Genomic DNA, 24,787 nt, shown 5'->3' with positions numbered 1-24,787 from the left:
ATTTGTCAATGTGACAATATGCTAATGAAAATATAATTACACTCATTGACATATTGAAAATTGGCACATTATGTAGCATATGACATTTACAGAAACCAAACTTAAAGGATGTTTTATCCTGGAACCGAAAATATTTAAAGACGAACGTGGTTATTTCATGGAGAGTTTTAACGAAAAAACTTTTCAAGAAGGAATAGGTCAAAAAGTCACTTTTGTTCAAGACAATCAATCGTTTTCAAGTCGAGGTGTTTTGAGAGGATTGCATTACCAATGTGGCGAACACGCTCAAGCCAAATTAGTTCGTGTTTTACAAGGCGAAGTTTTAGATGTTGCAGTTGATTTAAGACCAGATTCTGAAACTTTCGGACAATATGAAGCGGTTTTGCTTTCTGCAGAGAATCAAACCCAATTTTTTCTTCCAAGAGGTTTTGCTCACGGATTTTTGGTGCTTTCAGAAACAGCTACTTTCTTTTACAAATGCGATAATTTTTACAACGCAGCAAGTGAAGGCGGAATACTATATAATGACGAAACTGTAAATATTAATTGGAACTTTCCAACATCTGAATTGATTATTTCAGAAAAGGATCAACAATTGCCTAATCTTTTAAATGCAAAAAAAGTATGGTAATACTAGTTACAGGAGCAAACGGACAATTAGGGCAAGCTATTCAATCTATTTCTAAAAACTATTCAGAAATAGATTTTGTATTTTGTTCTTCTTCAGAATTAGATATTACAAATTTTGAAAATTGTCAGCTTGTTTTTGAAAAGTATAAACCCAATTTTTGTATCAATACTGCAGCATATACTGCAGTAGACAAAGCGGAAAGTGAGCCAGCTAAAGCATTTGATATTAATGCAAATGGACCAGAAAATCTAGCTACAATTTGTAAAAAATACAACACCACATTATTACATATTTCAACGGATTTTGTATTTGACGCCTATTTTTCAGATGGAATTGCATATTACGATAGAGAACTAAGATTACCATTAAAAAGTAGATTAGGACTTCAAGAGACTGATGTGCCTTTTCCAAGTGGCGTATACGGTTTAACAAAATTACAAGGCGAACAAGCCATCCAATCAATTTTTGACAGATATTTTATAATTAGAACTTCATGGGTGTATTCTCAATTTGGGAATAATTTCATGAAAACCATGTTAAGATTGGCTTCAGAAAGAGACAGCTTAAATGTTGTGGATGATCAAATAGGAACTCCAACAAATGCAGTAGATTTAGCTGAAGTTGTAATGAAAATTATCCTTTCAAATAATGTTGAAAATCCTCACTTTGGGATCTATAATTTTTCAAACGAGGGAAAATGTTCTTGGTTTGAATTTGCAAAAGAGATTTTTAAACAAAAAGGAGTAAATATTAACTTACAGCCAATCCCGTCATCGGCTTATCCTACACCTGCAAAAAGACCTGCTTATAGTGTTTTGGATAAAACAAAAATAAAAAACACATTTAATTTAGAGATTAAGAATTGGCAAATGAGTTTAGAAAAATGCTTAAATCAATTGTAAACAAATGAAAAAAACACTACTTCTTTTTTGTTTGTCTTTTTTTTATTCTTTTTCCCAAGAAAAAGAAAGCACCTATTTTGATGTGCAATTTTTTAGAGGGAATGTTATTAAACATACTGAAGATGTCGGACACTTAATTTCTGGCCATCCAGATGGTTTTATGTTGAGTTATAACTGGAAAACTTTTGGTAAAAAAGAATGGCAGCAGGTTTATAATTATCCAGATTATGGCATTTCATTTCATTATTTAGACTTTAAAAATCAATATTTAGGGTATAATGTTGCTTTAGGATTACATTATAATTTTTACTTTTTTAATCGAAATTTAATGTTTCGAATTTCTCAAGGAATTGGTATGACATCAAATCCTTATGATAAAGTAACCAACAATAAAAACAATGCTTTTGGAACAAAAGTAATGGACAACACCTACTTTATGTTGCAATACAAAAAAGAAAACCTTTTTAATCGAATAGGATTTCAAGCTGGCTTTATGTTAACCCATTTTTCAAACGGTAGATTTAAAGCGCCAAATAGTGGAATCAATACAATAGCTTTAAATGTTGGTTTAAATTATAATCTAACAAACGAAAAACAAGAATTTATTGTTGATTCATTGCCATCAAGAGCATCTTATAGAGAAAGAATCAAATACAATATTGCATTTAGAACTGGAATTTCCGAAGGACCCATTCCTCATTTAGGCCAACGTCAGTTTTATCATATTGGTTTATATGCCGATAAGAGATTTGGAAGAAAAAGTGCATTACAACTTGGAACTGATATTTTCTTTTCAAGATATTTAAAAGATTATATCGAATTTGTGTCTGTTGCGTTTCCACCAGGTCATGAATCATATACGGAACCAGGTACTGATTATAAACGAGTAGGTTTATTTGTAGGTCACGAATTGTTTATAAACAAATTATCTATTGAAACGCAATTTGGATACTATGTTTATAAGCCATTTAAATATGAAACAAACCTATATCAAAGACTCGGAGTAAAATATTATATTTACAAAAATATTTTCACAGGTGTTGGTTTAAAAGCCCATGGAGGAAGAGCTGAAGCTGCAGAACTATCTTTAGGAATAAGATTATAATTTTTTTAATAAACTATAAATTACAACACTACAGCTATCGCTAAAAAATAAAATTTAAAAAATGAAAAAGTACCTCATATATTTTCTATTACTTATAATGGCAAGCTGCGGTATTTCTGAAGATTGTTTTAAAGGAAATGGCAATCAAGTTAACAAGATATATCCATTTGAAGGATTTACAAAAATCAAAGTATACAGTGGTGTAGGATTAGTGGTTAAAGAAGGTGTTAATTATGAGGTTAAAATTATTACATCCGATAATATTATTGATGATTTAGATGTAAGATTAAATGGCGATATGTTAGTAATAAAAGACAACTCAACTTGTAATATTACTAGAGATTACGGACAAACAAAAGTAGTTGTTACTATTCCAGATGGAACCGTTTTTCCAGCTATTGTCGAGTTAGAATTGCACAGTAAAACAGAACAAAAAATTGAATCGGATGGTATTTTACATTCTAGAGTAGTTCGATTGTTTTCTTTGGGTGATGATGGAGATGAAGCAGGAACTGGTGATTTTAATGTTCAAGTGAATAATGAGCAATTAGTTGTGGAGAGCAACACAGTTTCCAATTTTTATGTTAATGGAAATACAAATCAAATGTTGTTAAATTTCTATTTTGGAAATGGTCGTTTTTACGGCGATGCATTTTATGCCCAAACCATTAAAGTGTTTCATAGAGGATCTAATGACATGTTTGTTTATCCGGTTAATCAAATAGAAGGAACTATTTTAGCAACAGGAAATGTGGTATTAAAGAATGTACCTCCTATTGTTGATGTCGAAGAAGTGTTTAGAGGTAGAGTAATTTATTAGTTATGAAATTATCAGTTGTTTCACCAGTTTATAGAGCTGAGTTAGTTTTAGAGGAGTTAGTGGAAAGAATTTCAAATAGTATTCCTTCTTCTTTTAATTCTTATGAAATTATTTTGGTAGATGATTTTAGTCCCGATAAATCATGGCAGAAAATAGTTGAAATTTCTAGTAAAAATTCTAATGTAAGAGGTTTTAAATTAAGTAGAAACTTTGGACAGCATTATGCTATAACTGCAGGATTAAATCAAGTTTTTGGGGATTATGTGGTAGTTTTAGACTGTGATTTACAAGACCAACCTGAAGAAATTGAAAAACTATTCAATGCATCACAAAAAGGGTTTGATATTGTATTAGCAAGAAGATACGAACGAAAAGATTCACTTTATAAAAAGACTGTTTCCAAGCTGTTTTATAAAACACTTTCTTATTTAACAGGCACAAAACAAGATGCAACGGTGGCTAACTTTGGAATATATTCAAAACAAGTCATAGATGAAGTTGTAAAATTAGAAGAGAAAATCAAATATTTTCCTACTATGGTAAAATGGGTAGGGTTTTCAACGAGTTATGTCAATGTTGAACACGCATCAAGATCAGAGGGAAAATCAAATTATAATTTAAAAAAACTACTCAATTTAGCTTTAGACATTATTTTAGCGTATTCAGATAAGCCTTTGCGATTAATTATTAAATTTGGATTGTCTATTGCCATGGTATCCTTTTTAATGGTTATTTATGTTTTATTTGAAAAAATTACGGGTAAAGTTTCAGTAAGTGGATATGCTAGTTTAATAATTAGTATTTGGTTTTTGAGTGGATGTTTATTAACCACACTTGGAGTAGTAGGTTTATACATAGGTAAAATTTTTGAAGGAGTAAAAAACAGACCAAGTTACATTATAGAAAAATCAACAGATGAATAGTATTGCCATGTTTATTATGGGTAAAAAAGGATTAGCTTGTTTAGAAACTGTTCTAAACACTACCGCTGTTGAATTAAAGTTTGTCATTTATGCTACAGATAAAAATGTAGAAAAAGATTATGCTGATGAAATTGTCGCTTTATGTACAAAGCACAATATTTTGCATTATAACAAAAATACTTTCGATGAAACTTTACTAAATAATGTTTCTTATTATATTGCTGTTGCTTGGAGATGGTTAATTAAATCTAATTTGGAAAAGTTGATTGTGTTTCATGATTCCATTTTACCAAGAAATAGAGGATTTAATCCATTAGTAACTGCCTTAATTAATGGAGATGAAGAAATAGGAGTAACTGCTATTTTTGCTAATAAAGAATTCGATAAAGGTGATATTTTAGGAGTAGAAAAAGTAAATGTAATTTATCCAATAAAGATTAGTGAAGCGATTGATATAATTAGTGTTTGTTATCAAGATTTAGTAATAAAAATAGTTAAACAAATAGCCGAAAATTCTTTAGTTGCTACTCCTCAAGATGAAACCCAAGCCACTTTTAGTTTGTGGAGAGATGAAGAAGATTATTTTATCGATTGGAATTTGGAAGCTTCAACTTTAGAACGAACAATACATGCTTTAGGTTTTCCTTATGGTGGTGCTAGAACCAAAATGGAAGACAATATCATAATTTTAGACGAAATAAAATCGATTCCAGATGTGAAAATTGAAAACAGAACACCTGGAAAAATAATATTTTTGGACAACAATCAACCAACAATTGTTTGTGGCAAAGGACTATTAAAAATAGAAAAAGCACATTATTTAGACAATGGAAATGAAGTGGTTTTTAATAAATTTAGAACGAGATTAAAATGAAAATCCCATTCAATAAACCTTATTTAACAGGTAAAGAAACACAATATATAGAAGAAGCAGTAAAATCGGGAAAGATTTCTGGTAATGGTATTTTTACACAAAAATGCCAACAGTTTTTCGAGTCTAATTATGGTTTCAAAAAAACGTTGTTAACCACTTCTTGTACTGATGCACTTGAAATGGCAGCTATTTTAATAAATATCAAAGAAGGAGATGAGGTAATTATGCCATCTTACACTTTTGTATCTACTGCAAATGCATTTGTACTTAGAGGTGCTAAAATAGTATTTGCTGATAGTATGCCAAATCATCCAAACATGGATGCAACTAAAATAGAGCCTTTAATTACATCTAAAACAAAAGCAATTGTTCCTGTTCATTATGCCGGAGTGGCATGTGATATGGACACGATTATGGATTTAGCAAAAAAGTATAACTTATTTGTGGTTGAAGATGCTGCTCAAGCGATTGATAGTTATTTTATTGGAAAAGATGGTTTAAAAAAAGCATTGGGTTCCATAGGACATTTAGCTGCTTTTTCATTCCATGAAACTAAGAATATTATTTCTGGAGAAGGTGGAATGTTAGCAATTAATGACGAAGAATTTATTAACAGAGCTGAAATAATTTGGGAGAAAGGAACGAATCGTTCATCTTTTTTTAGAGGTGAAGTAGATAAATACGGCTGGGTGGATATAGGAAGTTCATTTTTGCCTTCAGAAATTGTTGCTGCTTTTTTATGGGCACAATTAGAAAATTTAGAAACTATTCAAAATACAAGAAAGTCACATTGGGAAAATTATAATTTGGCATTAATCGATTGGGCAAAAAAACATGAAATTAGTTTACCAGAATTGCCTCATTATGCCACAAATAATGCACATATGTTTTATTTGGTATGTAAAAATTTAGAGCAAAGAACTGCATTGATCAATCATTTAAAGCAAAATGATATTTGGGCTGTTTTTCATTATATAAGTTTACATAAAAGTCCGTTTTATGTGGACAAGCATGACGGAAGAGTATTACCAGAAACCGATAATTTTACGAATCGTTTACTTCGTTTACCTTTGTTTTTCGAGTTAGATTCTAAAGAGGTTAGTACTAAAATTTTATCTTTTTAAATATGAGCCAGTTTATTAGTTTTGTTAAAAGCAACAAATGGATAATCTTAATATTAATTGTAGCAACAATTTTAAGATTGTATAATCTTGATTACCAAAGTTTATGGATGGATGAAATTTATACATTAAATGTTGCTAGTCCAAAACATTCATTTTCACAAATTATTTCAGAAGTAAATCTTAGAGAAAGTTTTCCCTATTTGTATTTTTTTATTATGAATACAATGTTTTCTTTGTTTGGAGACACTTCAATTGTAGCCAGAATTCCATCAGTAATTTTCGGCATCGCGGCAGTTTGGATGATGTATAAATTTGGTAAAGAAACCTATTCTAAAAAAGTTGGCTTAATAGCAGCACTCCTATTTACTTTCAACGAATATGCAATTTTCCACTCTCAAGATGCTAGAGCATATTCCTTATATTTACTATGTTTATTATTCTCTTTTTACAAATTTGTAATTTTCTTGAAGAATAACACACAAAAAAACATGATTTGGTTTGCAATTAGTGCTGGTTTACTAGTTAATGTAAACTTTTTTAGTGTACTTAATGTAATTACTCAAGGATTTATATTGCTATTTGTACTGTTTAACTTAGATAAATCAGAACGAGTTGCCTATTTTAAAAAATTACTAGTTATTGCTGGAATTATTTTATTGTTTTTTATTCCAAATGCATATAAATTCTATTTATTGAGTAAATTCAAATCTTCTTGGATTCCTGCTCCTTCAAATGATGGATTAACTAATATTTTAAAAGAATTTATAAGTGTTTCAGAAATTTTGGTATTTGTTTATGGTATATTATTCACCTTTTTTATAATAAAAGTATTTAATCAAAAACGAACAAAATCCATTAAAGAAATAATTGATAATAAATTAGTTTTTAATTATTTATTAATAGCTGCTTGGATTTCATTTGTTGTAGTTGTTATTTTATTGAAATCTTATTTAAGTTCATCTTTATATGTTTCTAGGTACTTTATAAGCATTTTTCCTGCAATAATTTTAGTGATTTCAATTGCTTTAGTAAGTATAAAAAACATTCAAGTTAGATTATCTTTTCTCGCTTTGTTGGTGTTTTTTATGGCTTTTGATTTGGTGGTTGTAAAAAAATATTATCACACCCCTTTGAAAGCTCAATTTAGAGAAGCTTCGGATATGGTTAAGTTTTACAATCCTAACAAAGATGTGGTGTACACGAGTTTAAAATATTGGTACGATTATTTTTTAAACAATCACGGACAAAAATTTGAAGTTGTTGATAAACCTAATTTAACCGTTTTGGTAAAAGAAATGCAAGCCAATCCAGCATTGTTAAAATCGTTTTGGATTGTAGATGGATATCAAGATATCGTAAAATTATCTGATGCCGATCAGCAATTTTTAGACACGCATTTTAGATTACAAGAAACCTATGATGGTTTAGGTGCAATCGCAAGACATTATATAAAAAAATAAATGAAAGTATTAGTTGGTCATACTGGTTTTGTAGGTTCTAATTTATTAGAAAGCAACGCTTTTGATTTGTGTTTTAATTCCAAAAATATCACAGAGGCATTTGGACTTAATCCAGATGTATTGGTTTATTCTGGAGTTAGAGCCGAGAAATTTTTAGCCAATAAAGAACCTGAAAAAGACTTCGAAATCATTTTAGAAGCTATTGAAAACATCAAAAAAATTAATCCGAAACAAATTGTTTTAATTTCAACTGTTGATGTTTATCCAAATCCAATCGCTGTTGATGAAAATACAGAAATTGATTTAGAAGCAATTCAACCTTACGGAAAAAACAGATTGTATTTAGAGAATTGGGTAGCCTCAAACTTCGATGATTATCTAATTGTTAGACTTCCTGGTTTATTCGGAAAAAACATTAAAAAGAATTTTATTTTCGATTTAATTTCGGTTATTCCTTCTATGTTGAACGAAGCAAAATATCAAGAATTAGCTTCACACAATTGGATTGTTACTAATTACACCTTACAAGAAAATGGTTTCTATAAGTTAAATACTATCGAAAATTCGGAAAGAAAAATTTTAAAACAACAGTTTTTAGATGTAGGCTTTTCGGCTTTAAATTTTACAGATAGTAGAGGAAGTTTTCAATTTTATAATCTAAACAACCTTTGGAACGATATTCAAATCGCGCAAAAAAACGGTGTAAAAAAGTTAAACTTAGCTACAGAACCTATTGTTGTTAATGAAATTTATAAAGCCGTTTATGGAAAGGATTTCGTTAACGAATTAAATAATCCTGTTCCGAATTACGATTTTTATACCATTCACGGACAATTGTTTCAAAAACAAGGGAATTATATAAGTACAAAACAAGAAGTGTTACACGATATTGTTAACTTTATTAAAAGCCAACAATAATGAAAGTAACCATTTCAAATATCGCATGGCAACCCGAAAATGATGCAGAAATGTATGCTTTTCTGAAGGAAAAAAAGTGTGCTGGAATCGAAATTGCCCCAACCCGAATTTTTCCAGAAAAGCCGTATTCTGATTTAGAAAAAGTGGCTGATTTTAGAGACGATTTGAATGTAAATTATGGTTTACAAGTGGTTTCTATGCAATCGATTTGTTATGGCAGAAACGAAGCTATATTTTCATCAGAAGAAGAACGAAATTCTTTGTTAGATTATATTAAAGAAGCTATCGATTTTGCATCGGTTTTGGGATGTAAAAATTTAGTTTTCGGTTCGCCCAAAAACAGAAATATCAATCCAAATCAAGAAGAAATTGCCATTTCATATTTTTCAGAAATTGGAAAATATGCATCCCAAAAAAATACCGTTTTTGCTTTCGAACCTAATCCAGTTATTTATGGAACCAATTTCGTAAACACCACTAATCAAGCGTTAGATTTTGCTAAAGCGTGTAATGTGGAAGGATTAAAAGTAAACTTTGATTTAGGAACCGTAATTTATAACGAAGAAAGTTTAGCTATTATAGAAAACAATTTAAAATGGATTAATCATGTTCATATAAGTGAACCCTATTTAGAAGAAATTCAGCATCGATTACTACATGAAGAATTAGCTTCTATTTTACGAAAAGGAAAATATGCCAATTATATTTCAATTGAAATGAAAGGCGGAAGTGAATTAGAAAAAATTAAAGACATAATACAATATACTCAAGATGTTTTCAAAAACTAACGAAGCAATTTATGGTGTTCCTAAGTTTCTTTCTACTGAAATAGACGAAAGAAAAACAAAATATTGTTTGTGTATTCCCATTATAAATGAAGGAGAACGCATCCACAAACAGTTGCAAAGAGCACAACAACACGGAATTGACAAATTAGTTGATATTATTATTTGTGATGGCGATTCTACTGATGGTTCAACCGAAATAAATACATTAAAAGAATTGGGAGTTAATACTCTTCTGATAAAAAAGGATACCGGAAAACAAGGTGCTCAATTGCGAATGGGTTTTTGGTTTGCCCTAGAAAGAGGATATGATGGTATTATAACTATCGACGGGAATAACAAGGATAGTATTGAATCGGTTTCATTATTTATTGAAAAATTAGAAGAAGGATTTGATTTTATTCAAGGTTCAAGATACGTTGCAGGAGGAAAAGCAATTAATACGCCAAAAATTAGACATTTTGCGGTAAAATTTATTCACTCTCCTCTAATATCTTTAACGGCTCGTCATCGTTTCACAGATTCAACAAATGCTTTTAGATGTTATTCAAAAAAATATTTGACTCATACTAAAGTACAACCATTTCGACCTATTTTTACTACCTATGAATTACTTGCTTTTTTATCGGTAAGAGCATCGCAGTTAGGTTTAAAAGTTGGAGAAGTTCCAGTAGAGCGTAAATATCCTGAAAGTGGAAAAGTGCCTACAAAAATTAGTTTTTTTAAAGGAAATTTCAACTTGATAAAGATTCTAGTTGCTAATTTATTTGGGAAATATAACCCATAAAATAATTAATATGTTTAAGAATAAGATAATTCCTTTTGTAAAAGAGCTTTTTCAAACAAATGAAAAAGCATTTAAGGCTTATTGGGCATTAAGTATCTTTTTTTCACTAGCGTTAGCTGCACCAATTTTAAATATATTGTTTGAGTTTAAGCCTGGTATTAAAGATTTTTCAGAGCACATAATTTCAAACGCTTCACTTTATGGATTAGATGTATCTAAAAGGGTTTCTTTGTTTTACAAAGCACTTATTTTAATAATAACCACAACGTTAAGTTTTTTTATATTTATTAACAGGATTACAAATAAAGCTGCTTTTGCTACAAAAGAAATTTTAAAATCAATATATACAATCTCGATTATTGGAATTTTTTCAGTTATCTCGGGATTATTACTTATTAATATCGACTTTTCGGTCTATATAATGTTACTTTTTGTGCTATTATTAGTAGCCGAAATAAAATTTAATAAATTAAACCAAAATGTAAATCTTACCGTTTGGCCTGTTTTAGTATCAATACCAACTGCTCTTTTATTTTTTACTTATTTTAAACAAAATAATTTCTTTGAAATAATAAAACCTGAAATTTCAATAAAAACCCATATTCTAACAATTGACCCTTTTCTGTTAGTATTTGTACTTTTTTTACTTCCATTTACATTCGTTTTTCATTTTATAGCTAGGAAAAACAACTCAAATCCAAATATTCTTTTTAAAGCTTCAATTGCTTTAGTAAGTGTTCCAATAGTATTGTCGTTTTTATTAGAGTTCGGGAATGTGGTTAATTTAAGATTTGGATATGTTTTTAATAAACCTTTTTATCTTTTTACTTTTTTACTTATCATTTCATTTATCGTTTTTTACTTTTTATTACAACGATATAGAGAACAGAAATTATCAAAATCGTATTTTGACAATTATTTTTTGCCAATATTAATAATAGGGTTATTATTAATTATGACTCAGCCATGGAGAATGGTTAGCCCAGAAAATGAATTTTTTGAAACAGCAAATCATGGTTTATCTATAGATCATTTTTTTAGATATGGAAGTATTCCTATTATAGAAAATTTTGATGCTCATATGATGCATTATCAATTTTTTGCTTTTATATATGGTTTTGTAAATGGTTATGAACCATCAGCCGTAATGCTTTACCATAGTTATTTTTTTGCAATAGAAATTTTAGTTCTGTTTTTTGTTTTCAAAAAAATTATAGGAAGCTTTAACAGTTTTGTTTTGGTATTTTGCTTACCTATTTTTACGGGTGTTATTAATGAATTCACTTTATCAAGTTTGTTAATTTTAACAGTTCTCAAATTAATTGAAAACAAAACCACTAGAAATTTTTATGTTTATTGGATAGTAGCAATATTTTTATGTTTATATAAGTTAGACATTGGTTACGCGGCGGTTTTAGCTAGTTTAATAACTTATATAATCTTAGACAAAATAAAATACAATACAATTTCGGTAAGACCAATATTAAAATCAGGAGCTTTTGTTGGAATAGTTTTGATGTTAATTTTTGTGATTTTATGTTTAATAAAAGGTATAAATCCATTTTTTAGATTACAAGAATTTTTATTTGCCGCAAAATCAGATCAAAACTGGGGAGTAACTCGAATGGGAGACACTAGTCATTTTTTATTTAGAGTAGGCTATTATATATTTCCTGTAATTATAGCAATTTCTTTTATATCAGTTGTATTTAAATATGTTTTTAACAATGAGAAATACTATAATCATTTTAAAAAGAAACATGTTTTTTATGCTTTAGCTTTTTTCGTATTTTTTGCATTATTTTTCTTTTTTAATGCACAAAGAGGAATAGTAAGACATAATTTTGAGTATGCGAATATTAGAAAAATAACAAGCACTATACCACTTGCGCTAATAATGTTGGCATTTTTCTTTAATAGGAAAAATAAAATGATTGTTGTGTTAACAATTTTTTTCATTTCATTTTTAATTCTTAATTCAGCTAAAACCGATTTTAAAGATAGAAATACAACCATTTTCAAAGACGTAATTAATTCTTATTCTTTTCAAGAAAAATTTTTAGAAGCACAAAGTTTTAATAAATCAAGAGTTAGAGTGGCTTTTGATCAAAGTGAAATTACAATGTTTAAGAAATTCTTAAATGTAGTTTTAAAACCTAGTGAAACTTACTATGATTTTTCATCTAAAAACTTTTATCATGCTTTAACAGCAAGAAAAAATCCATCTTATGTTAATCAAACTCCTTTAATGATAAATGGTGACAAAGCACAAGAAATTGAAATAGAAAGAATTAAAGAAGCTAAAATTCCTATTGTTCTAATGCCAATAAAAGGTATAATTTGGCATGCTATAGATGAGGTTTATACTGATTTTAAATACTATAAAATGAGTGAGTATATCTACAAAAATTATACTCCTCTTTACAGAATGGCAACTTTTGATATTTATGTTCTTAAAGAAAAGGAAAGTGAGTATATAGCTAAAATTAAGAAAGCAGGGTTTTTAGAAAATAAATCAAGTTTTTCAGATTTTACATTCTTTAATACTGATGCCATATCAAAAAACAATCTTCAAGTAGGTTTAAATCCTGATAAAAGTATTACAATTAATGCAATTGGAGCTAGTTCTCACTTTATAGGATTGATGGATTATTTAAGAAAACAAAATTTATTAAAAGAAACCAATTTACCATGTAAACTTGGATTTTCAATACAATCTTTTTCACAAGGAAATATAAGAATCTATTATAAATTAACTCCAGAAGAATCTTTTTCGGAAAACTATGTAAAAGAGTTTCCAATAACAAGCTTGGAAGACACGAAAATTAATTTAGATTTACCCAAAACACCTGTAGAAATTATGGTCGCGGTGAACACATCGGGAATTGTATTAAAGCAATTTAATATTACAAATGGTTCACAATCCGAAATAAAAAACCCAGAAAAAATTGATTATTTTATTGGATTTGTACCTAAAATTTGGGCAGAAGAATCAGAAGAAATTGCCTTTGAAAAAGTTAAGCCATTAAAAGAAATTGAAGAAGAAACTTTTGCGAGTATTAATTCTAACCAACTTAACTCTTCTTCACAAGGTTGTTTTGCGTATTTAGAATTAGAATCTGATGGAGACTCTAATGGAATAATAGAAATAATTTCTGATGATAATGTAAAAGCTAGCTATGCATTTAGTATAGTGCCAGGAAAACATAGTTATGCAATACGAATTAGTAATAGTTATTATTGGTGGAATACAAATGCGCCAAAAATTAATTTTAGAGCGGAAAAAGTAATGAAAATTTCAAAATTTTCACTTATTTCATCTGATGGTTCTCAACAAAAAACATTTAAAGGAAATGGAATTACTTTAACAAATTTAAATGATGAAAACTGGATAAATGGTTGTAGCTTGCAATATAATATGGTGTTGTTTGACTATTCGCCTAAAAGAGAAAAATTATTGAAAGAGTTTAAAAAAATAAGACTTTCAAATGGCTCAGTTTTAAACATTAAAGGTTTTTATGTTTCAGGCAATTATATTAATGTAACAATCAGTGAAAAAATACCTGATTACATTTCTTTAATTGGTTATCCAAATCCAATTGAATTCATTAAATAATGTATGCAAAAATTTGATAAAATAATAATTGGTGCAGGCTTGTACGGTCTTTATGCAGCTCTATTTTGTGCAAAGAGAGGTGAAAATGTACTTGTTTTTGAACATGATGAAGAAGCATTTTCGAGAGCTACATATATCAATCAAGCTCGTGTTCATATGGGATACCATTATCCGAGGTCTTATACAACAGCAAAAAAATCAGCAGACTATTACGACAGATTTATTGAGGATTACAACTTTTGTATACATAACACCTTTGATAAAATTTATGCCATTTCTAAGAATTTTTCATGGACAAATGCAACCCAATTTAAAAAATTTTGTGCCGATACAGATATTTTATGTAAACCCATAAATATTGATGAATATTTTAAAGAAGAATTTTGTGAAGGGGCATATTTATCTAAAGAATGTACTTATGATGCCATGATTTTAAAAAAATATTTTTTAGATCAATTAGATAAGTATAATAATGTAGAAATTCAATATAATACTCATATTACACATGTTCAAAAAGATGCAGAATTTTATCAACTTACAACAAATCATGACAAACAATATGCGTCGGATTTTGTTTTAAATACAACTTATGCGTCTGTAAATCAAGTATTACAACTTTTTAACGAAGAACCTTTAAAAATTAAATATGAACTTTGTGAGGTTATACTTTGTAAGGTTAGTGATAATTTAAAAAATATTGGTGTTACAATGATGGATGGCCCATTTTTTTCATTAATGCCTTTTGGACAAACTGGTTATCATTCTTTAACAGCTGTAAATTATACACCACATAAAACATCTTATTCCTTTTTGCCAGAATTTGATTGTCAAAAACTAAGCAATAAAACATGTAGTAGTAGTAAATTAGGTAATTGTAATATTTGTGTTGCAAAGCCTAAGACCTCTTGGCCTTATATGTTGGCGCTAGCAAAAAAATATTTGAATGATGATATTACTATTGAATATGTAGAATCTTTATTCTCTATCAAACCCATTTTACAAGAATCTGAAATTGATGATTCAAGACCAACAGTTATAAAAGAGTTCACAAAAAAACCTAAATTAGTATCTGTTTTGTCAGGAAAAATTAATACAGTTTATGATTTAGACCTTATTTTATCTAATAAAGAATAAAATGAAAGAAAAAAAATTAATATCAGTAATCGTTTATTTATATAACAATGAAAACAATATTCTGGATTTTTTATTTCAAATTACACAACAAGCAGATTTGTTATTTGAACAATTTGAATTAATAATTGTGAATGATTGTTCTAACGATAATTCTGTTCAAAAAATTAAATCGGCTGAATTTTTAAAACCATTTCAAGTTTCAGTTATTCAAATGAGTTTTCATCAAGGTGTCGAGTTGTCTATGAATGCAGGTTTAGATTTTTCCACTGGAGATTTCGTGTATGAGTTTGATAGTGTAGTAATTGATTACGATATTAAATTAATTGAACAATCTTTTCGAAAAATATTGGAAGGATTTGATATTGTATCGGTTTCACCAAATAGTAACGAAAAATTTTCTTCAAAAATTTTCTATTCTACTTATAATTTTTTCTCAAAATCAAAATACAAACTCCGAACAGATCGTTTTAGAATTTTATCTAGAAGAGCAATAAACAGAGCTTTTTCTATTAGTGTTAATATACCATACAGAAAGGCAATGTATATTAATAGTGGATTAAAAATTAACACTCTAGAGTATCAAAAAATAAATAATAAAAAAAGAATAACTGAAAAAAGTTATTTAAGAAACAAAACAGCAATAGATTCTTTGATTATTTATACGAATTTGGCGTTCACAATTTCAGTTAGTATTTCATTATTATTATTGTTTTGTACACTAAGCATAATTATTTACACTGTCTTTATATATTTTGGTAAAGATAAACCAATTGAAGGATGGACAACAATTATGCTATTGTTGTCAGGAGGTTTCTCGGGTTTTTTCTTTTTAAGTGCAATAATTATCAAGTATTTATCTTTAATTTTGGAATTAGTTTTTAAGAAAAAATCATACATTCAAGAAAATATTGAAAAAATCTAATTTGTGTAAAAAAATTTTATAATTTCGCATTGTAAAAAAATATTGAAAAACAATGAAAATAAGAGTATTAATTGGTTTGTTTGCTTTGTCACTAGTTTTTTCTTGTAAGCAAAAAAGTGAAGTTGAAGAAAAAGCAACACAAGAAACATCTACCGAGAATGTTGCACCAGCAGTTACATCAATTCAATTAGCAAATTATTCTGATGACAATTGGAAAAATGGAGTAGGATTAACTTTCAACATGTTGTTAGTTGATTTTTCTGAAGCAAAATTTGAATTAATTTCTAAAGGTACACAGTTACAATTACCTAGCGGTGAAATAGTGCCTTATATAGGGTATGAAAAACAAGACAATTATATTCACATAATGTTAGCAGATAAGCCAACAGCTTATCAAGCAGCAATTGAATATCCAAATGAAATTACAATTAAATAATTTTAAGTATATTTATTAAATAAAAAATCCGATTAATTTAGTCGGATTTTTTATTTTTATATAAAAAACATATTATGAATTTTTATAAAATTATGAGCATTTTAATGCTTTGTGTTTTTTTTACTTGTTGTGAAAAAAACTCAAAAACAGATTCATTAAAGATGGATTTTGATATTGTCGTGAGAGAGAATGATTCAATCCATGTTTTTTATTCAAATAATTCTTCAGTTGAATTTAATGAAAAACAATCCTATTGGATAAATGTTAAGGGAAGTAAAAAAAATCAAACCATTAGTTTTACTTTTCCAGATACAATTCAACCGAAACAAATTAGAATAGATTTGGGGCGTAATAAAAAACAACCCGAAATCATATTAAATGAAATAGCTTTTTTTTATAAAAATGAAAAAATTACAGCTAAAGGAGAAGAAGTATATTTTTTATTTAGGGTAGATGAATCAAATACTGTAATTGATAAATTAGTTGGAAGTTTAAAAAGAAAAGAACCTGATCAAGAAACAGGTCCATCACTATATCCTAAAGGCGATAAATTATATAAAAAACTAAGCCAATTGTATACTGAAAAGTAAATGCTAAAAATCTTCAATAAAATACTATTCCATCCGCAATTTCATAAACTTAGTATTTATGGTTTTGGTCAACTTTTCAATTTGGTTACTCCTCTATTGGTTGTTCCCTATATTGTATCAGTTTGTGGTGAAGAAAATTTTGGAAAAACAGCTGTAGGAATGGCGATTGCTTTTTTCTTAATTGTATTTATCGATTTTGGTTCTGACATTATTGGAGTTAGAGAAGTTTCTGTAAACAGAGATAATCCAGAAGTATTAAATAAAATTTTTACAACTACATATGCTGTAAAAGGGATTATTTTATTGATTGTTTTAACTTTTGCCACTTTTATTTTTTTTACATTTCCTTATTTCAAATCCGAAAAAATAATGTTTACCTTAGGACTTTCGGTATTAATAGGGCAATTTCTTAATCCCACATGGTTCTTACAAGGAGTTGAAAATGTAAAATGGATTACATTAGTTAATATTATATCAAAAGGAATATATTTATTAGGGATATTCTTTACTATAAAAAAAGAAACAGATTATATATACGTCAATTTATGGTGGGGTTTAGGAATGATTTTCTCAAACTTTTTAATCCTTATTTGGATTATTAAAAAACATCGATTCTCTTTTTTAATGGTAAATAAAGAAGAAGTTTTTAAACATATCAGAAATGACTTCTCTATGTTTTCATCTCAAATTTTCGTCTCATTACAATTATATGCACCAGTTGTTTTAATTAGTTATTTTGGAAATAATTTAATGGCAGGTCAATATAGAATAGTAGAACAAATTATTGTAATATTCAAAACATATATCTTTCTATTTTTTAATTATGTTTTCCCTAGAGTTTGTTATTTAATAGAAACAGATTTTAAAAGAGGATTAAAAAATTGGATAATTTATAATGGTGTAAATTTTGTTTTTGTTTTAATAAGCATGGCACTTTTTCATCTTTTCTCATACGAAATTGTAGCTTATTTTAATCCAACCAACAGATATGTTTTAAGTAATTTGCTGGAAGTAGCTGTATTTATTCCCTTAATCTTAGCCATTTCGGTTCCTTTAAAACAATTAATACTAGCTTTAAATTATAAAAAATTTTATGTCCGATTGACGTCAATTATGGTGGCAATTAACTTATTGGCTATCGTATTTTTACTTCCCTTATTTAAAGTTTATGGCGTTTTTTATTCTTTAATTGCAACAGATTTAATGGTTATAATTTTTTATATTTACCAATTAAAGAAAAACAACAAATTTCATGATTAAGTTAATATTTCAAAAATCACTTAATAGAGCAGGAAAAAACTATAAAATCGATCCCAATATTCCATCTAGTTTATTCATGTCAAGTATGTTTTCTAGATTAATAATGGTGTGTAGAGGATATTTTTGGTTGTATAAAAAGATTTTTTTAGGAAAAAATTGTAAAATTTCGAATAAACGTAATATTATTTTTGGAAGCAATATCACAATAGAAAACAACGTTAGTATAGATGGATATTCCAAAAATAAATTATCATTTGGCAATAATGTAAAAATAGGTGCTTACTCATGGATTTCTTGCACCAGTCATTTTTCTAAATATGGCGAAGGAATTACTATTGGAAACAATTCCGCTTTTGGGAAGTTTACCGAGTTTGGTGCGGCAGGTGGTATCCAAATTGGCAGTGATGTTATTGCAGGATCATATATTAGTTTTCATTCAGAAAATCATGTTTTTCAAGACCCTTCAAAATTGATAAGAGAACAAGGTGTTACATCAAAAGGTATCTTGATTGGAAACAATGTTTGGATTGGCGCCAAAGTTACTTTTTTAGATGGTTCAAAAATCGGAAATAATTGTGTGATTGCAGCTGGAGCTGTAGTAAATGGCGAGTTTCCTGATAATACAGTAATTGGCGGTGTGCCAGCCAAAATTATAAAAACAATAACTCAATGAAATTATCTTTAAATAAAGAGTTTTTTTATCAATTGTTCTTTACTTTTTGTGTAGTTATTCCTTTTTTTAATAATTACGAATTATCATTTATTTCTTGGCTATTAGCTTTAGTCTTAACATTTAAAAAATCATATTCCGCATCCTTTTTACGATATGTATCGTATTTTATTTTCATTTTTATATTAGCTTTTATAGTTGGGGTTTTTTATCAATACCGTTTATATTTTGTAATTAGAGATATAACCTATTTATTAAAACCAATTTTAGGGCTTTTTATTGGGTATCAATTTTTTAATAGTCAAATTAAAAATCCTTTTAAGTTTTTATTATATTCTGGGTTAGCTATGGCTATAATTCATTTAGCTTTAGTTGGTTATGGAATTGTTTTTCAAGGAGCAAAAAGTGTGGCAAGCATTAGAGAATATGGTGGCTATTTTAATGATTACGAAATTTACACTTTTATTATTTTATTATTTCATAAGAAGTTTCAAGTTGATTTGTCTACTAAAAGATACAGATTGTTTTTTATCATTATGGGGCTTTCAACCTTTTTTTATTTAGCACGAACAAATTTTATTCAGCTGGTAATATTATTCATGGCGATGAAAGGTTGGTTGATACTTAATAAAAAATCATTAACCATCATTGGAACTCTTATAATAGCTTCAGTATTATCTTATACAGCTATTTATTTGTATAACCCTAAGCGAAATGGAGATAGCGTTAATGAATTTCTATACAAAATAAAATTAATTCCCTTAGAAGCTTTTGCAACTAAAATTAACAGAAATGATTGGAAAGATTTTCATGACCATTACCGTTCTTATGAAAATGTTCGAACTATAGAACAATTAACCTATAATGACTCTTATATTTTAGGTGAAGGAATTGGTTCGCAAGTTGATTTAAAACAAAAAGTTAGATTAGGCGATATGGATTTAAGACATATTTCTATATTGCATAATGGTTATATGACGGTTTATCTAAAAGCCGGAATCCCTGGATTATTATTACTTTTTGGCTCTATTTTTTATTTTTTTAGAAAACAATCAAGTGTAAACGATTTAGATCACAACATAAATTTATTATTTATTGGAACAGGTTTATTTCTCATTATTTCTTATTGGGTTTTTATGGGTTTTTATAACTTATTAGATTCTAAATCATTATTAATTGGATTTTTATTTTCTTATAAAAACCATTTGAGAAAAATTACTTATTAATGAAAAAAATTCTTTTTATTCATCAATCGGCAGAACTTTATGGTTCAGACAAAACATTATTATTGTTGTTGAAAAATTTAGATAAAACTAAATTTAAGCCTATTGTAATTTTACCTTTCGATGGTCCTTTGAAAGAAGCATTGGAATCCGAAAAAATTGAAGTAGTAATTGCTCCAGTATTAAAATTATATAGAAAATTATTTACACCTAAGAACATTTTAGGATTTTTTGGCGATATTAAAAAAGCGTTTAAAATAATAAATGAGCTACATAAAAAGCATCAATTTGATCTTATTTATTCTAACACATTAGCTGTTTTATTAGGTATTATGTATGCTTGGAAAAACAACATCCAACATTTATGGCATGTGCATGAAATTATTGAGAAACCCACTTTGTTTAAAAAAGGTTTCATAGCTTTATTAAGTTTAAAGTGCAATAATTTTATTGTGTATAATTCAAAAGCAACTCAGACATTTTGGGAAGCTAATGAAAATATTTCCAAAAAAGGAATAGTAATTTGGAACGGAATAGAAACGAATTCTTTGGAAATTAATCACAATGATGTTTTAGATATAAGAACCAATAAATTCAAGCTAAATTCCGATGAAATTGTAATTGCTTTAGTAGGAAGGATAAGTAGATGGAAAGGCCAAATGATTTTGTTAGAAGCTTTTCAAAAATTAATTAAAAGCAGAACAGACATTAAGTTAGTATTCGTTGGTGCACCTCCACCAAATCAAGAAAACTTTCAAGAAGATTTAGAAAAAAAAATAGCGGAATATCAATTAGAAAATAATGTATTGATTTTGCCTTTTCAAAATGAAATTCAAAAGATATGGCAATCAATTGATATAGCTGTTGTTCCTTCAACAGAACCAGAGCCTTTTGGTATGGTTGCCATTGAAGCTATGTTGGCTCAAAAACCGGTTGTTGCCTCTAATCATGGTGGATTATCTGAAATAGTTGAAGACAATAAAACAGGCTTTTTAGTTCAACCAAATAACCAACAAGAATTGATTTTCGCTCTTGAAAAATTACTACAAAATCAAGAATTGAGAACACAAATGGGTCAAAATGGTTTTCATAGAGTAATCCATCAGTTTTCGGTTGAACAGTATGTGCAATCTTTTGAAAAATTATTTGAAAACATTGTTGTTTAACTTTCTTTTAATAATAATTCTAAAATAGTTACATTTGAAAAAATATTATTTTTTTAATGAAAATTGCTATTTTAGGAACGCGTGGCGTTCCCAATTATTACGGAGGATTTGAACAATTTGCAGAATTTTTTTCTGTGTATTTAGCAAATAAAGGTCACGAAGTTTATTGTTATAATTCACATAATCACCCATTTCAAGAAAAAATCTTTAATGGTGTTCATATAATACATCAACATGATCCTGAATACAAGTATGGTACTTTTGGGCAATTCATTTATGATTATAATTGTATAATTGATGCGCGTAAACGTAATTTTGATATCATCTTACAATTGGGGTACACTAGTAATTCTATTTGGTTCTTTTTAATGCCAAAGAAAACCATAAACATTATTAATATGGACGGCTTAGAGTGGAAACGTTCTAAATATTCTTGGCCTGTGCAACAGTTTTTGAAAGTTGCAGAATGGTTAGCAGCAAAATCGGGGGATTATCTGGTGGCAGATTCATTAGGAATTCAATCATTTTTAAAGAAAAAATATAAAAAAGAGTCTACTTATATAGCTTATGGTGCACATTTATTTGATTCACCAAACGAAGAAATTTTAAAGCAATACCAAGTCGAATCAGGTAACTATAACATGATTATGGCGCGATTTGAACCCGAAAACAACTTAGATATGGTGTTAGAAGGGGTAGCGTTAAACAATGAGGACCAAACTCCAATTTTAGTTATTGGAAAACACGAAACAAAATATGGTGCTTATCTAAAAGATAAATATAAAAATTATTCAAATATTCGATTTATCGGTGGTGTTTACAATTTAGAGCATTTAAATAATTTAAGATATTATAGTAATCTGTATTTTCACGGACATAGTGTTGGCGGAACTAACCCATCACTTTTAGAGGCAATGGCGTCTCAAGCATTGGTAATTGCTCATAACAACGATTTTAATAAAGGGGTACTCAAGGAAAACGCATATTATTTTTCAAACCCAACAGAGGTTAAAAAAATCTTAAATATTATTAAAAAAAGTGATAACTTGCACTTTATAAAAAACAATTATCAGGCAATAGCAAACGATTTTAATTGGGAAAAAATAAATGGCGATTATTTACAACTTTTTGAAAAATGTATGGAACAATCTTCTAAACGAAAGTAAAACGAACATTTCTTTTTTACCTTTAATTTTATTAATGGTAACAATTCCATTACCATTAGGGATAAATAATATCTTTTTAGTACTATTTGTTTTAACTGCTATTTTAAACAAGAATAAAAGAAATTTATCTTTTTCATGGTTGTATATTTTGCCTATTGTACTCTTTGTATGGATGGGCTTGTCTTATTTTTGGTCTATTGATACAGCAAGAACTTTAAATGCAATACCCAAAGAAATAGGACTTCTTTTATTACCTGTTGTTTTTTTATGGATTCCTTATTCTAATCAACAAAAAGATAAAGCCATAAGTGTTTATAGTTACACTATGGTTCTTTATGTTGTTTATTATTTACTAAGAGCTGTTGTAAGATATATAATTACCCAAGATAGTAATGTTTTTTTCTATCACGGCGAATATGAAGATGACTTTGGATTAGTTCCTAAAATGTTAAATGCTATCCATTTTTCAGTATTTGTTTCCATTGCATTTTTTTATTTTTTAACACATGAAGTAAAAACAAAGATAAATTTGTTTATTACTTTTTTATTGTTTGGTTTTATTGTTTTATTGTCTTCAAAAAACATAATTTTAGTAGTAGTAGCTCTAATAATTCTGTATTTTCTATTTTATTCTAAAATCGCTAATAAAATGCGATTAAGAAACTTAATGGTTATGGTGTTCATAATCGGATTGATTTTTTCTTTTGGAAAGATAAAAGAACGTTTTCTTACTGAATTTCAACAAAACACAGCAAAAAGTTTATCAGATAATGTTATAAAAAAGAGCGTTCAAAATGTTCATAACATAAGTATTTATGAAGCATGGAATAATGAAAAGTTTTATCCTAATGCATTTTTTCCGGGAACTGCTTTTAGAGTATATCAGGCTCGAATATTTTTAGAACTTCTTCAAGAAGAGCCTATTTTTTGGAAAGGATTTGGATTAAATGCCACTTTAAAGAAAACAGAAGAAAAAGGAAAAAAATACAATGTTTTTCTTGGTGATGAAATTACCGAAGGCTACCAAAAGAAGAATTTTCACAACCAATACATTCAAAATTTTGTTGATTTAGGTGTTGTAGGATTTTTTTTGTTGTTATTAATGGTTATTTTAAATATAAAAAACGCATTAAAAAGTAAAGATTTTATTCATATTGCTTTTTCAATTCTAATGATAAGCTTATTTTTGACAGAATCTTTTTTATGGAGACAGAGAGGTGTTATCTTTTTTATGGTATTTTATTGCCTTTTTAACATTTCCGCACAATTTAAAATTGAGAGAAAATAAATGAAAAGAATATTAATAACAGGTGCAGCAGGTTTTTTAGGTTCACACCTTTGCGATAGATTTATTAAAGAAGGATATTTTGTTATTGGAATGGATAACCTAATTACAGGTGATTTAAAAAATATTGAACATCTTTTTAAAGATGAAAATTTTGAATTTTATCATCACGATATTACTAAGTTTGTTCATGTACCTGGAAAACTTGATTATATTTTACACTTTGCTTCACCTGCAAGTCCCATTGATTACTTAAAAATTCCAATTCAAACTTTAAAGGTTGGTTCTTTAGGAACTCATAATTTGTTAGGTTTAGCTCGAGTAAAAAAAGCCAGAATTCTAATTGCTTCTACTTCTGAAGTATACGGTGATCCCTTAGTTCATCCACAAACAGAAGAATATTACGGAAATGTAAATACTATTGGTCCAAGAGGTGTTTATGATGAGGCAAAACGTTTTCAAGAATCTATTACTATGGCGTATCATACTTTTCATGGAGTAGAAACTAGAATCGTAAGAATTTTTAATACTTATGGCCCTCGAATGCGATTAAATGACGGTCGAGTTATTCCGGCATTTATTGGACAGGCTTTAAGAGGTGAAGATTTAACTATTTTTGGTGATGGTAGTCAAACACGTTCGTTTTGCTATGTAGACGATCAGGTAGAAGGAATTTTCAGATTGTTACATTCTGATTATCATTTACCTGTTAATATTGGAAATCCTGATGAAATTACAATTAAAGAGTTCGCCGAAGAAATCATTAAATTAACAGGGACTAATCAAAAAGTGGTTTATCATCCATTACCAGTAAATGATCCTATGCAAAGACAACCAGACACAACTAAAGCTAAAGAAATTTTAGGCTGGGAAGCAAAAGTATCAAGAGCTGAAGGAATGAAAATCACATACGAATATTTTAAAACGCTTTCATCAGAAGAGTTGTTAAAAGAGGAGCATAAAGATTTTTCTAAATATATCTATTAATTT

Annotated in this window: 23 protein-coding genes; all 23 read left to right on the top strand. The window is 28.2% G+C overall.

Translation table 11 applies throughout. The features are described from left to right. Nucleotides 1–79: 79 nt before the first annotated feature. The 23 genes from rfbC to LOS89_RS12895 all read left to right on the top strand — a co-directional run bounded on the left by rfbC (nt 80) and on the right by LOS89_RS12895 (nt 24,784). Nucleotides 80–631 carry a dTDP-4-dehydrorhamnose 3,5-epimerase gene (gene rfbC, locus LOS89_RS13005; protein ID WP_231835668.1) on the top strand — a complete coding sequence of 184 codons (552 nt, stop codon included), beginning with the start codon at nt 80–82 and terminating at the stop codon, nt 629–631. Then, nucleotides 625–1,533 carry a dTDP-4-dehydrorhamnose reductase gene (gene rfbD, locus LOS89_RS13000; protein WP_231835667.1) on the top strand — a complete coding sequence of 303 codons (909 nt, stop codon included), beginning with the start codon at nt 625–627 and terminating at the stop codon, nt 1,531–1,533. The genes rfbC and rfbD overlap by 7 nt, the downstream gene beginning before the upstream one ends. Before the next feature lie 4 nt (nt 1,534–1,537). Next, on the top strand, nt 1,538–2,638 hold the full coding sequence (locus LOS89_RS12995) for an acyloxyacyl hydrolase (protein ID WP_231835666.1): 1,101 nt from the start codon (nt 1,538–1,540) through the stop codon (nt 2,636–2,638). Between the two features lie 61 nt (nt 2,639–2,699). Further along, nucleotides 2,700–3,458, top strand: a complete 759-nt coding sequence (locus LOS89_RS12990; protein ID WP_231835665.1) for a GIN domain-containing protein — start codon at nt 2,700–2,702, stop codon at nt 3,456–3,458. Between the two features lie 2 nt (nt 3,459–3,460). Beyond that, the gene (locus LOS89_RS12985) at nt 3,461–4,381 is read left to right on the top strand and encodes a glycosyltransferase family 2 protein (RefSeq protein WP_231835664.1); all 921 of its coding nucleotides are present in this window, start codon (nt 3,461–3,463) and stop codon (nt 4,379–4,381) included. Further along, entirely contained in the window at nt 4,374–5,255 is an 882-nt protein-coding gene (locus tag LOS89_RS12980) for a formyltransferase family protein (protein ID WP_231835663.1), read from the top strand. The genes LOS89_RS12985 and LOS89_RS12980 overlap by 8 nt, the downstream gene beginning before the upstream one ends. Beyond that, nucleotides 5,252–6,379, top strand: coding sequence for a dTDP-4-amino-4,6-dideoxygalactose transaminase (gene rffA, locus LOS89_RS12975; protein ID WP_231835662.1), 1,128 nt, complete (start codon nt 5,252–5,254; stop codon nt 6,377–6,379). Before LOS89_RS12980 ends, rffA begins: the two co-directional genes overlap by 4 nt. Nucleotides 6,380–6,381: 2 nt before the next feature. Continuing rightward, nucleotides 6,382–7,839: a glycosyltransferase family 39 protein gene (locus LOS89_RS12970; RefSeq protein ID WP_231835661.1), complete on the top strand. Its 1,458-nt coding sequence runs from the start codon at nt 6,382–6,384 to the stop codon at nt 7,837–7,839. Continuing rightward, nucleotides 7,840–8,757, top strand: coding sequence for an NAD-dependent epimerase/dehydratase family protein (locus LOS89_RS12965; protein ID WP_231835660.1), 918 nt, complete (start codon nt 7,840–7,842; stop codon nt 8,755–8,757). Beyond that, entirely contained in the window at nt 8,757–9,545 is a 789-nt protein-coding gene (locus LOS89_RS12960; RefSeq protein WP_231835659.1) for a sugar phosphate isomerase/epimerase family protein, read from the top strand. Before LOS89_RS12965 ends, LOS89_RS12960 begins: the two co-directional genes overlap by 1 nt. Continuing rightward, nucleotides 9,529–10,329 (top strand): glycosyltransferase family 2 protein, encoded by an 801-nt coding sequence (locus LOS89_RS12955; RefSeq protein WP_231835658.1) that lies wholly within the window; start codon nt 9,529–9,531, stop codon nt 10,327–10,329. The genes LOS89_RS12960 and LOS89_RS12955 overlap by 17 nt, the downstream gene beginning before the upstream one ends. 10 nt (nt 10,330–10,339) lie before the next feature. Continuing rightward, a complete protein-coding gene (locus LOS89_RS12950) occupies nt 10,340–13,945 on the top strand; it encodes a hypothetical protein (protein ID WP_231835657.1) in 3,606 nt (1,201 codons plus the stop codon). 3 nt (nt 13,946–13,948) lie between these two features. Continuing rightward, nucleotides 13,949–15,079 (top strand): FAD-dependent oxidoreductase, encoded by a 1,131-nt coding sequence (locus LOS89_RS12945; protein WP_231835656.1) that lies wholly within the window; start codon nt 13,949–13,951, stop codon nt 15,077–15,079. A 1-nt stretch (nt 15,080) separates the two neighbouring features. Then, a complete protein-coding gene (locus LOS89_RS12940; protein WP_231835655.1) occupies nt 15,081–16,001 on the top strand; it encodes a glycosyltransferase in 921 nt (306 codons plus the stop codon). A gap of 52 nt (nt 16,002–16,053) precedes the next feature. Then, nucleotides 16,054–16,437, top strand: a complete 384-nt coding sequence (locus LOS89_RS12935) for a hypothetical protein (RefSeq protein WP_231835654.1) — start codon at nt 16,054–16,056, stop codon at nt 16,435–16,437. Between the two features lie 74 nt (nt 16,438–16,511). Then, nucleotides 16,512–17,027, top strand: coding sequence for a hypothetical protein (locus tag LOS89_RS12930; RefSeq protein WP_231835653.1), 516 nt, complete (start codon nt 16,512–16,514; stop codon nt 17,025–17,027). Beyond that, nucleotides 17,028–18,287 carry an oligosaccharide flippase family protein gene (locus tag LOS89_RS12925; protein ID WP_231835652.1) on the top strand — a complete coding sequence of 420 codons (1,260 nt, stop codon included), beginning with the start codon at nt 17,028–17,030 and terminating at the stop codon, nt 18,285–18,287. After that, entirely contained in the window at nt 18,280–18,960 is a 681-nt protein-coding gene (locus LOS89_RS12920) for an acyltransferase (protein WP_231835651.1), read from the top strand. Before LOS89_RS12925 ends, LOS89_RS12920 begins: the two co-directional genes overlap by 8 nt. After that, a complete protein-coding gene (locus tag LOS89_RS12915; RefSeq protein ID WP_231835650.1) occupies nt 18,957–20,183 on the top strand; it encodes an O-antigen ligase family protein in 1,227 nt (408 codons plus the stop codon). Before LOS89_RS12920 ends, LOS89_RS12915 begins: the two co-directional genes overlap by 4 nt. Continuing rightward, nucleotides 20,183–21,346, top strand: coding sequence for a glycosyltransferase family 4 protein (locus tag LOS89_RS12910; protein WP_231835649.1), 1,164 nt, complete (start codon nt 20,183–20,185; stop codon nt 21,344–21,346). The genes LOS89_RS12915 and LOS89_RS12910 overlap by 1 nt, the downstream gene beginning before the upstream one ends. A 56-nt stretch (nt 21,347–21,402) precedes the next feature. Next, on the top strand, nt 21,403–22,512 hold the full coding sequence (locus tag LOS89_RS12905) for a DUF1972 domain-containing protein (RefSeq protein WP_231835648.1): 1,110 nt from the start codon (nt 21,403–21,405) through the stop codon (nt 22,510–22,512). Continuing rightward, nucleotides 22,454–23,800 (top strand): O-antigen ligase family protein, encoded by a 1,347-nt coding sequence (locus LOS89_RS12900; protein ID WP_231835647.1) that lies wholly within the window; start codon nt 22,454–22,456, stop codon nt 23,798–23,800. The genes LOS89_RS12905 and LOS89_RS12900 overlap by 59 nt, the downstream gene beginning before the upstream one ends. Then, nucleotides 23,801–24,784, top strand: coding sequence for a UDP-glucuronic acid decarboxylase family protein (locus tag LOS89_RS12895; RefSeq protein ID WP_231835646.1), 984 nt, complete (start codon nt 23,801–23,803; stop codon nt 24,782–24,784). Nucleotides 24,785–24,787: the final 3 nt, after the last annotated feature.

The organism is Flavobacterium channae (assembly GCF_021172165.1).
GTDB classification, from domain to species: Bacteria; Bacteroidota; Bacteroidia; order Flavobacteriales; family Flavobacteriaceae; genus Flavobacterium; species Flavobacterium channae.
Note: the sequence above shows the minus strand (reverse complement) of the source record. Positions and strands in the feature narration are given on the sequence as shown.

Bases quoted from the DNA above. Each gene is read 5' to 3' on its own strand.
- rfbC (WP_231835668.1), top strand. From the start codon at position 80: ATGACATTTACAGAAACCAAACTTAAAGGATGTTTTATCCTGGAACCG.
- rfbD (WP_231835667.1), top strand. From the start codon at position 625: ATGGTAATACTAGTTACAGGAGCAAACGGACAATTAGGGCAAGCTATT.
- LOS89_RS12995 (WP_231835666.1), top strand. From the start codon at position 1,538: ATGAAAAAAACACTACTTCTTTTTTGTTTGTCTTTTTTTTATTCTTTT.
- LOS89_RS12990 (WP_231835665.1), top strand. From the start codon at position 2,700: ATGAAAAAGTACCTCATATATTTTCTATTACTTATAATGGCAAGCTGC.
- LOS89_RS12985 (WP_231835664.1), top strand. From the start codon at position 3,461: ATGAAATTATCAGTTGTTTCACCAGTTTATAGAGCTGAGTTAGTTTTA.
- LOS89_RS12980 (WP_231835663.1), top strand. From the start codon at position 4,374: ATGAATAGTATTGCCATGTTTATTATGGGTAAAAAAGGATTAGCTTGT.
- rffA (WP_231835662.1), top strand. From the start codon at position 5,252: ATGAAAATCCCATTCAATAAACCTTATTTAACAGGTAAAGAAACACAA.
- LOS89_RS12970 (WP_231835661.1), top strand. From the start codon at position 6,382: ATGAGCCAGTTTATTAGTTTTGTTAAAAGCAACAAATGGATAATCTTA.
- LOS89_RS12965 (WP_231835660.1), top strand. From the start codon at position 7,840: ATGAAAGTATTAGTTGGTCATACTGGTTTTGTAGGTTCTAATTTATTA.
- LOS89_RS12960 (WP_231835659.1), top strand. From the start codon at position 8,757: ATGAAAGTAACCATTTCAAATATCGCATGGCAACCCGAAAATGATGCA.
- LOS89_RS12955 (WP_231835658.1), top strand. From the start codon at position 9,529: ATGTTTTCAAAAACTAACGAAGCAATTTATGGTGTTCCTAAGTTTCTT.
- LOS89_RS12950 (WP_231835657.1), top strand. From the start codon at position 10,340: ATGTTTAAGAATAAGATAATTCCTTTTGTAAAAGAGCTTTTTCAAACA.
- LOS89_RS12945 (WP_231835656.1), top strand. From the start codon at position 13,949: ATGCAAAAATTTGATAAAATAATAATTGGTGCAGGCTTGTACGGTCTT.
- LOS89_RS12940 (WP_231835655.1), top strand. From the start codon at position 15,081: ATGAAAGAAAAAAAATTAATATCAGTAATCGTTTATTTATATAACAAT.
- LOS89_RS12935 (WP_231835654.1), top strand. From the start codon at position 16,054: ATGAAAATAAGAGTATTAATTGGTTTGTTTGCTTTGTCACTAGTTTTT.
- LOS89_RS12930 (WP_231835653.1), top strand. From the start codon at position 16,512: ATGAATTTTTATAAAATTATGAGCATTTTAATGCTTTGTGTTTTTTTT.
- LOS89_RS12925 (WP_231835652.1), top strand. From the start codon at position 17,028: ATGCTAAAAATCTTCAATAAAATACTATTCCATCCGCAATTTCATAAA.
- LOS89_RS12920 (WP_231835651.1), top strand. From the start codon at position 18,280: ATGATTAAGTTAATATTTCAAAAATCACTTAATAGAGCAGGAAAAAAC.
- LOS89_RS12915 (WP_231835650.1), top strand. From the start codon at position 18,957: ATGAAATTATCTTTAAATAAAGAGTTTTTTTATCAATTGTTCTTTACT.
- LOS89_RS12910 (WP_231835649.1), top strand. From the start codon at position 20,183: ATGAAAAAAATTCTTTTTATTCATCAATCGGCAGAACTTTATGGTTCA.
- LOS89_RS12905 (WP_231835648.1), top strand. From the start codon at position 21,403: ATGAAAATTGCTATTTTAGGAACGCGTGGCGTTCCCAATTATTACGGA.
- LOS89_RS12900 (WP_231835647.1), top strand. From the start codon at position 22,454: ATGGCGATTATTTACAACTTTTTGAAAAATGTATGGAACAATCTTCTA.
- LOS89_RS12895 (WP_231835646.1), top strand. From the start codon at position 23,801: ATGAAAAGAATATTAATAACAGGTGCAGCAGGTTTTTTAGGTTCACAC.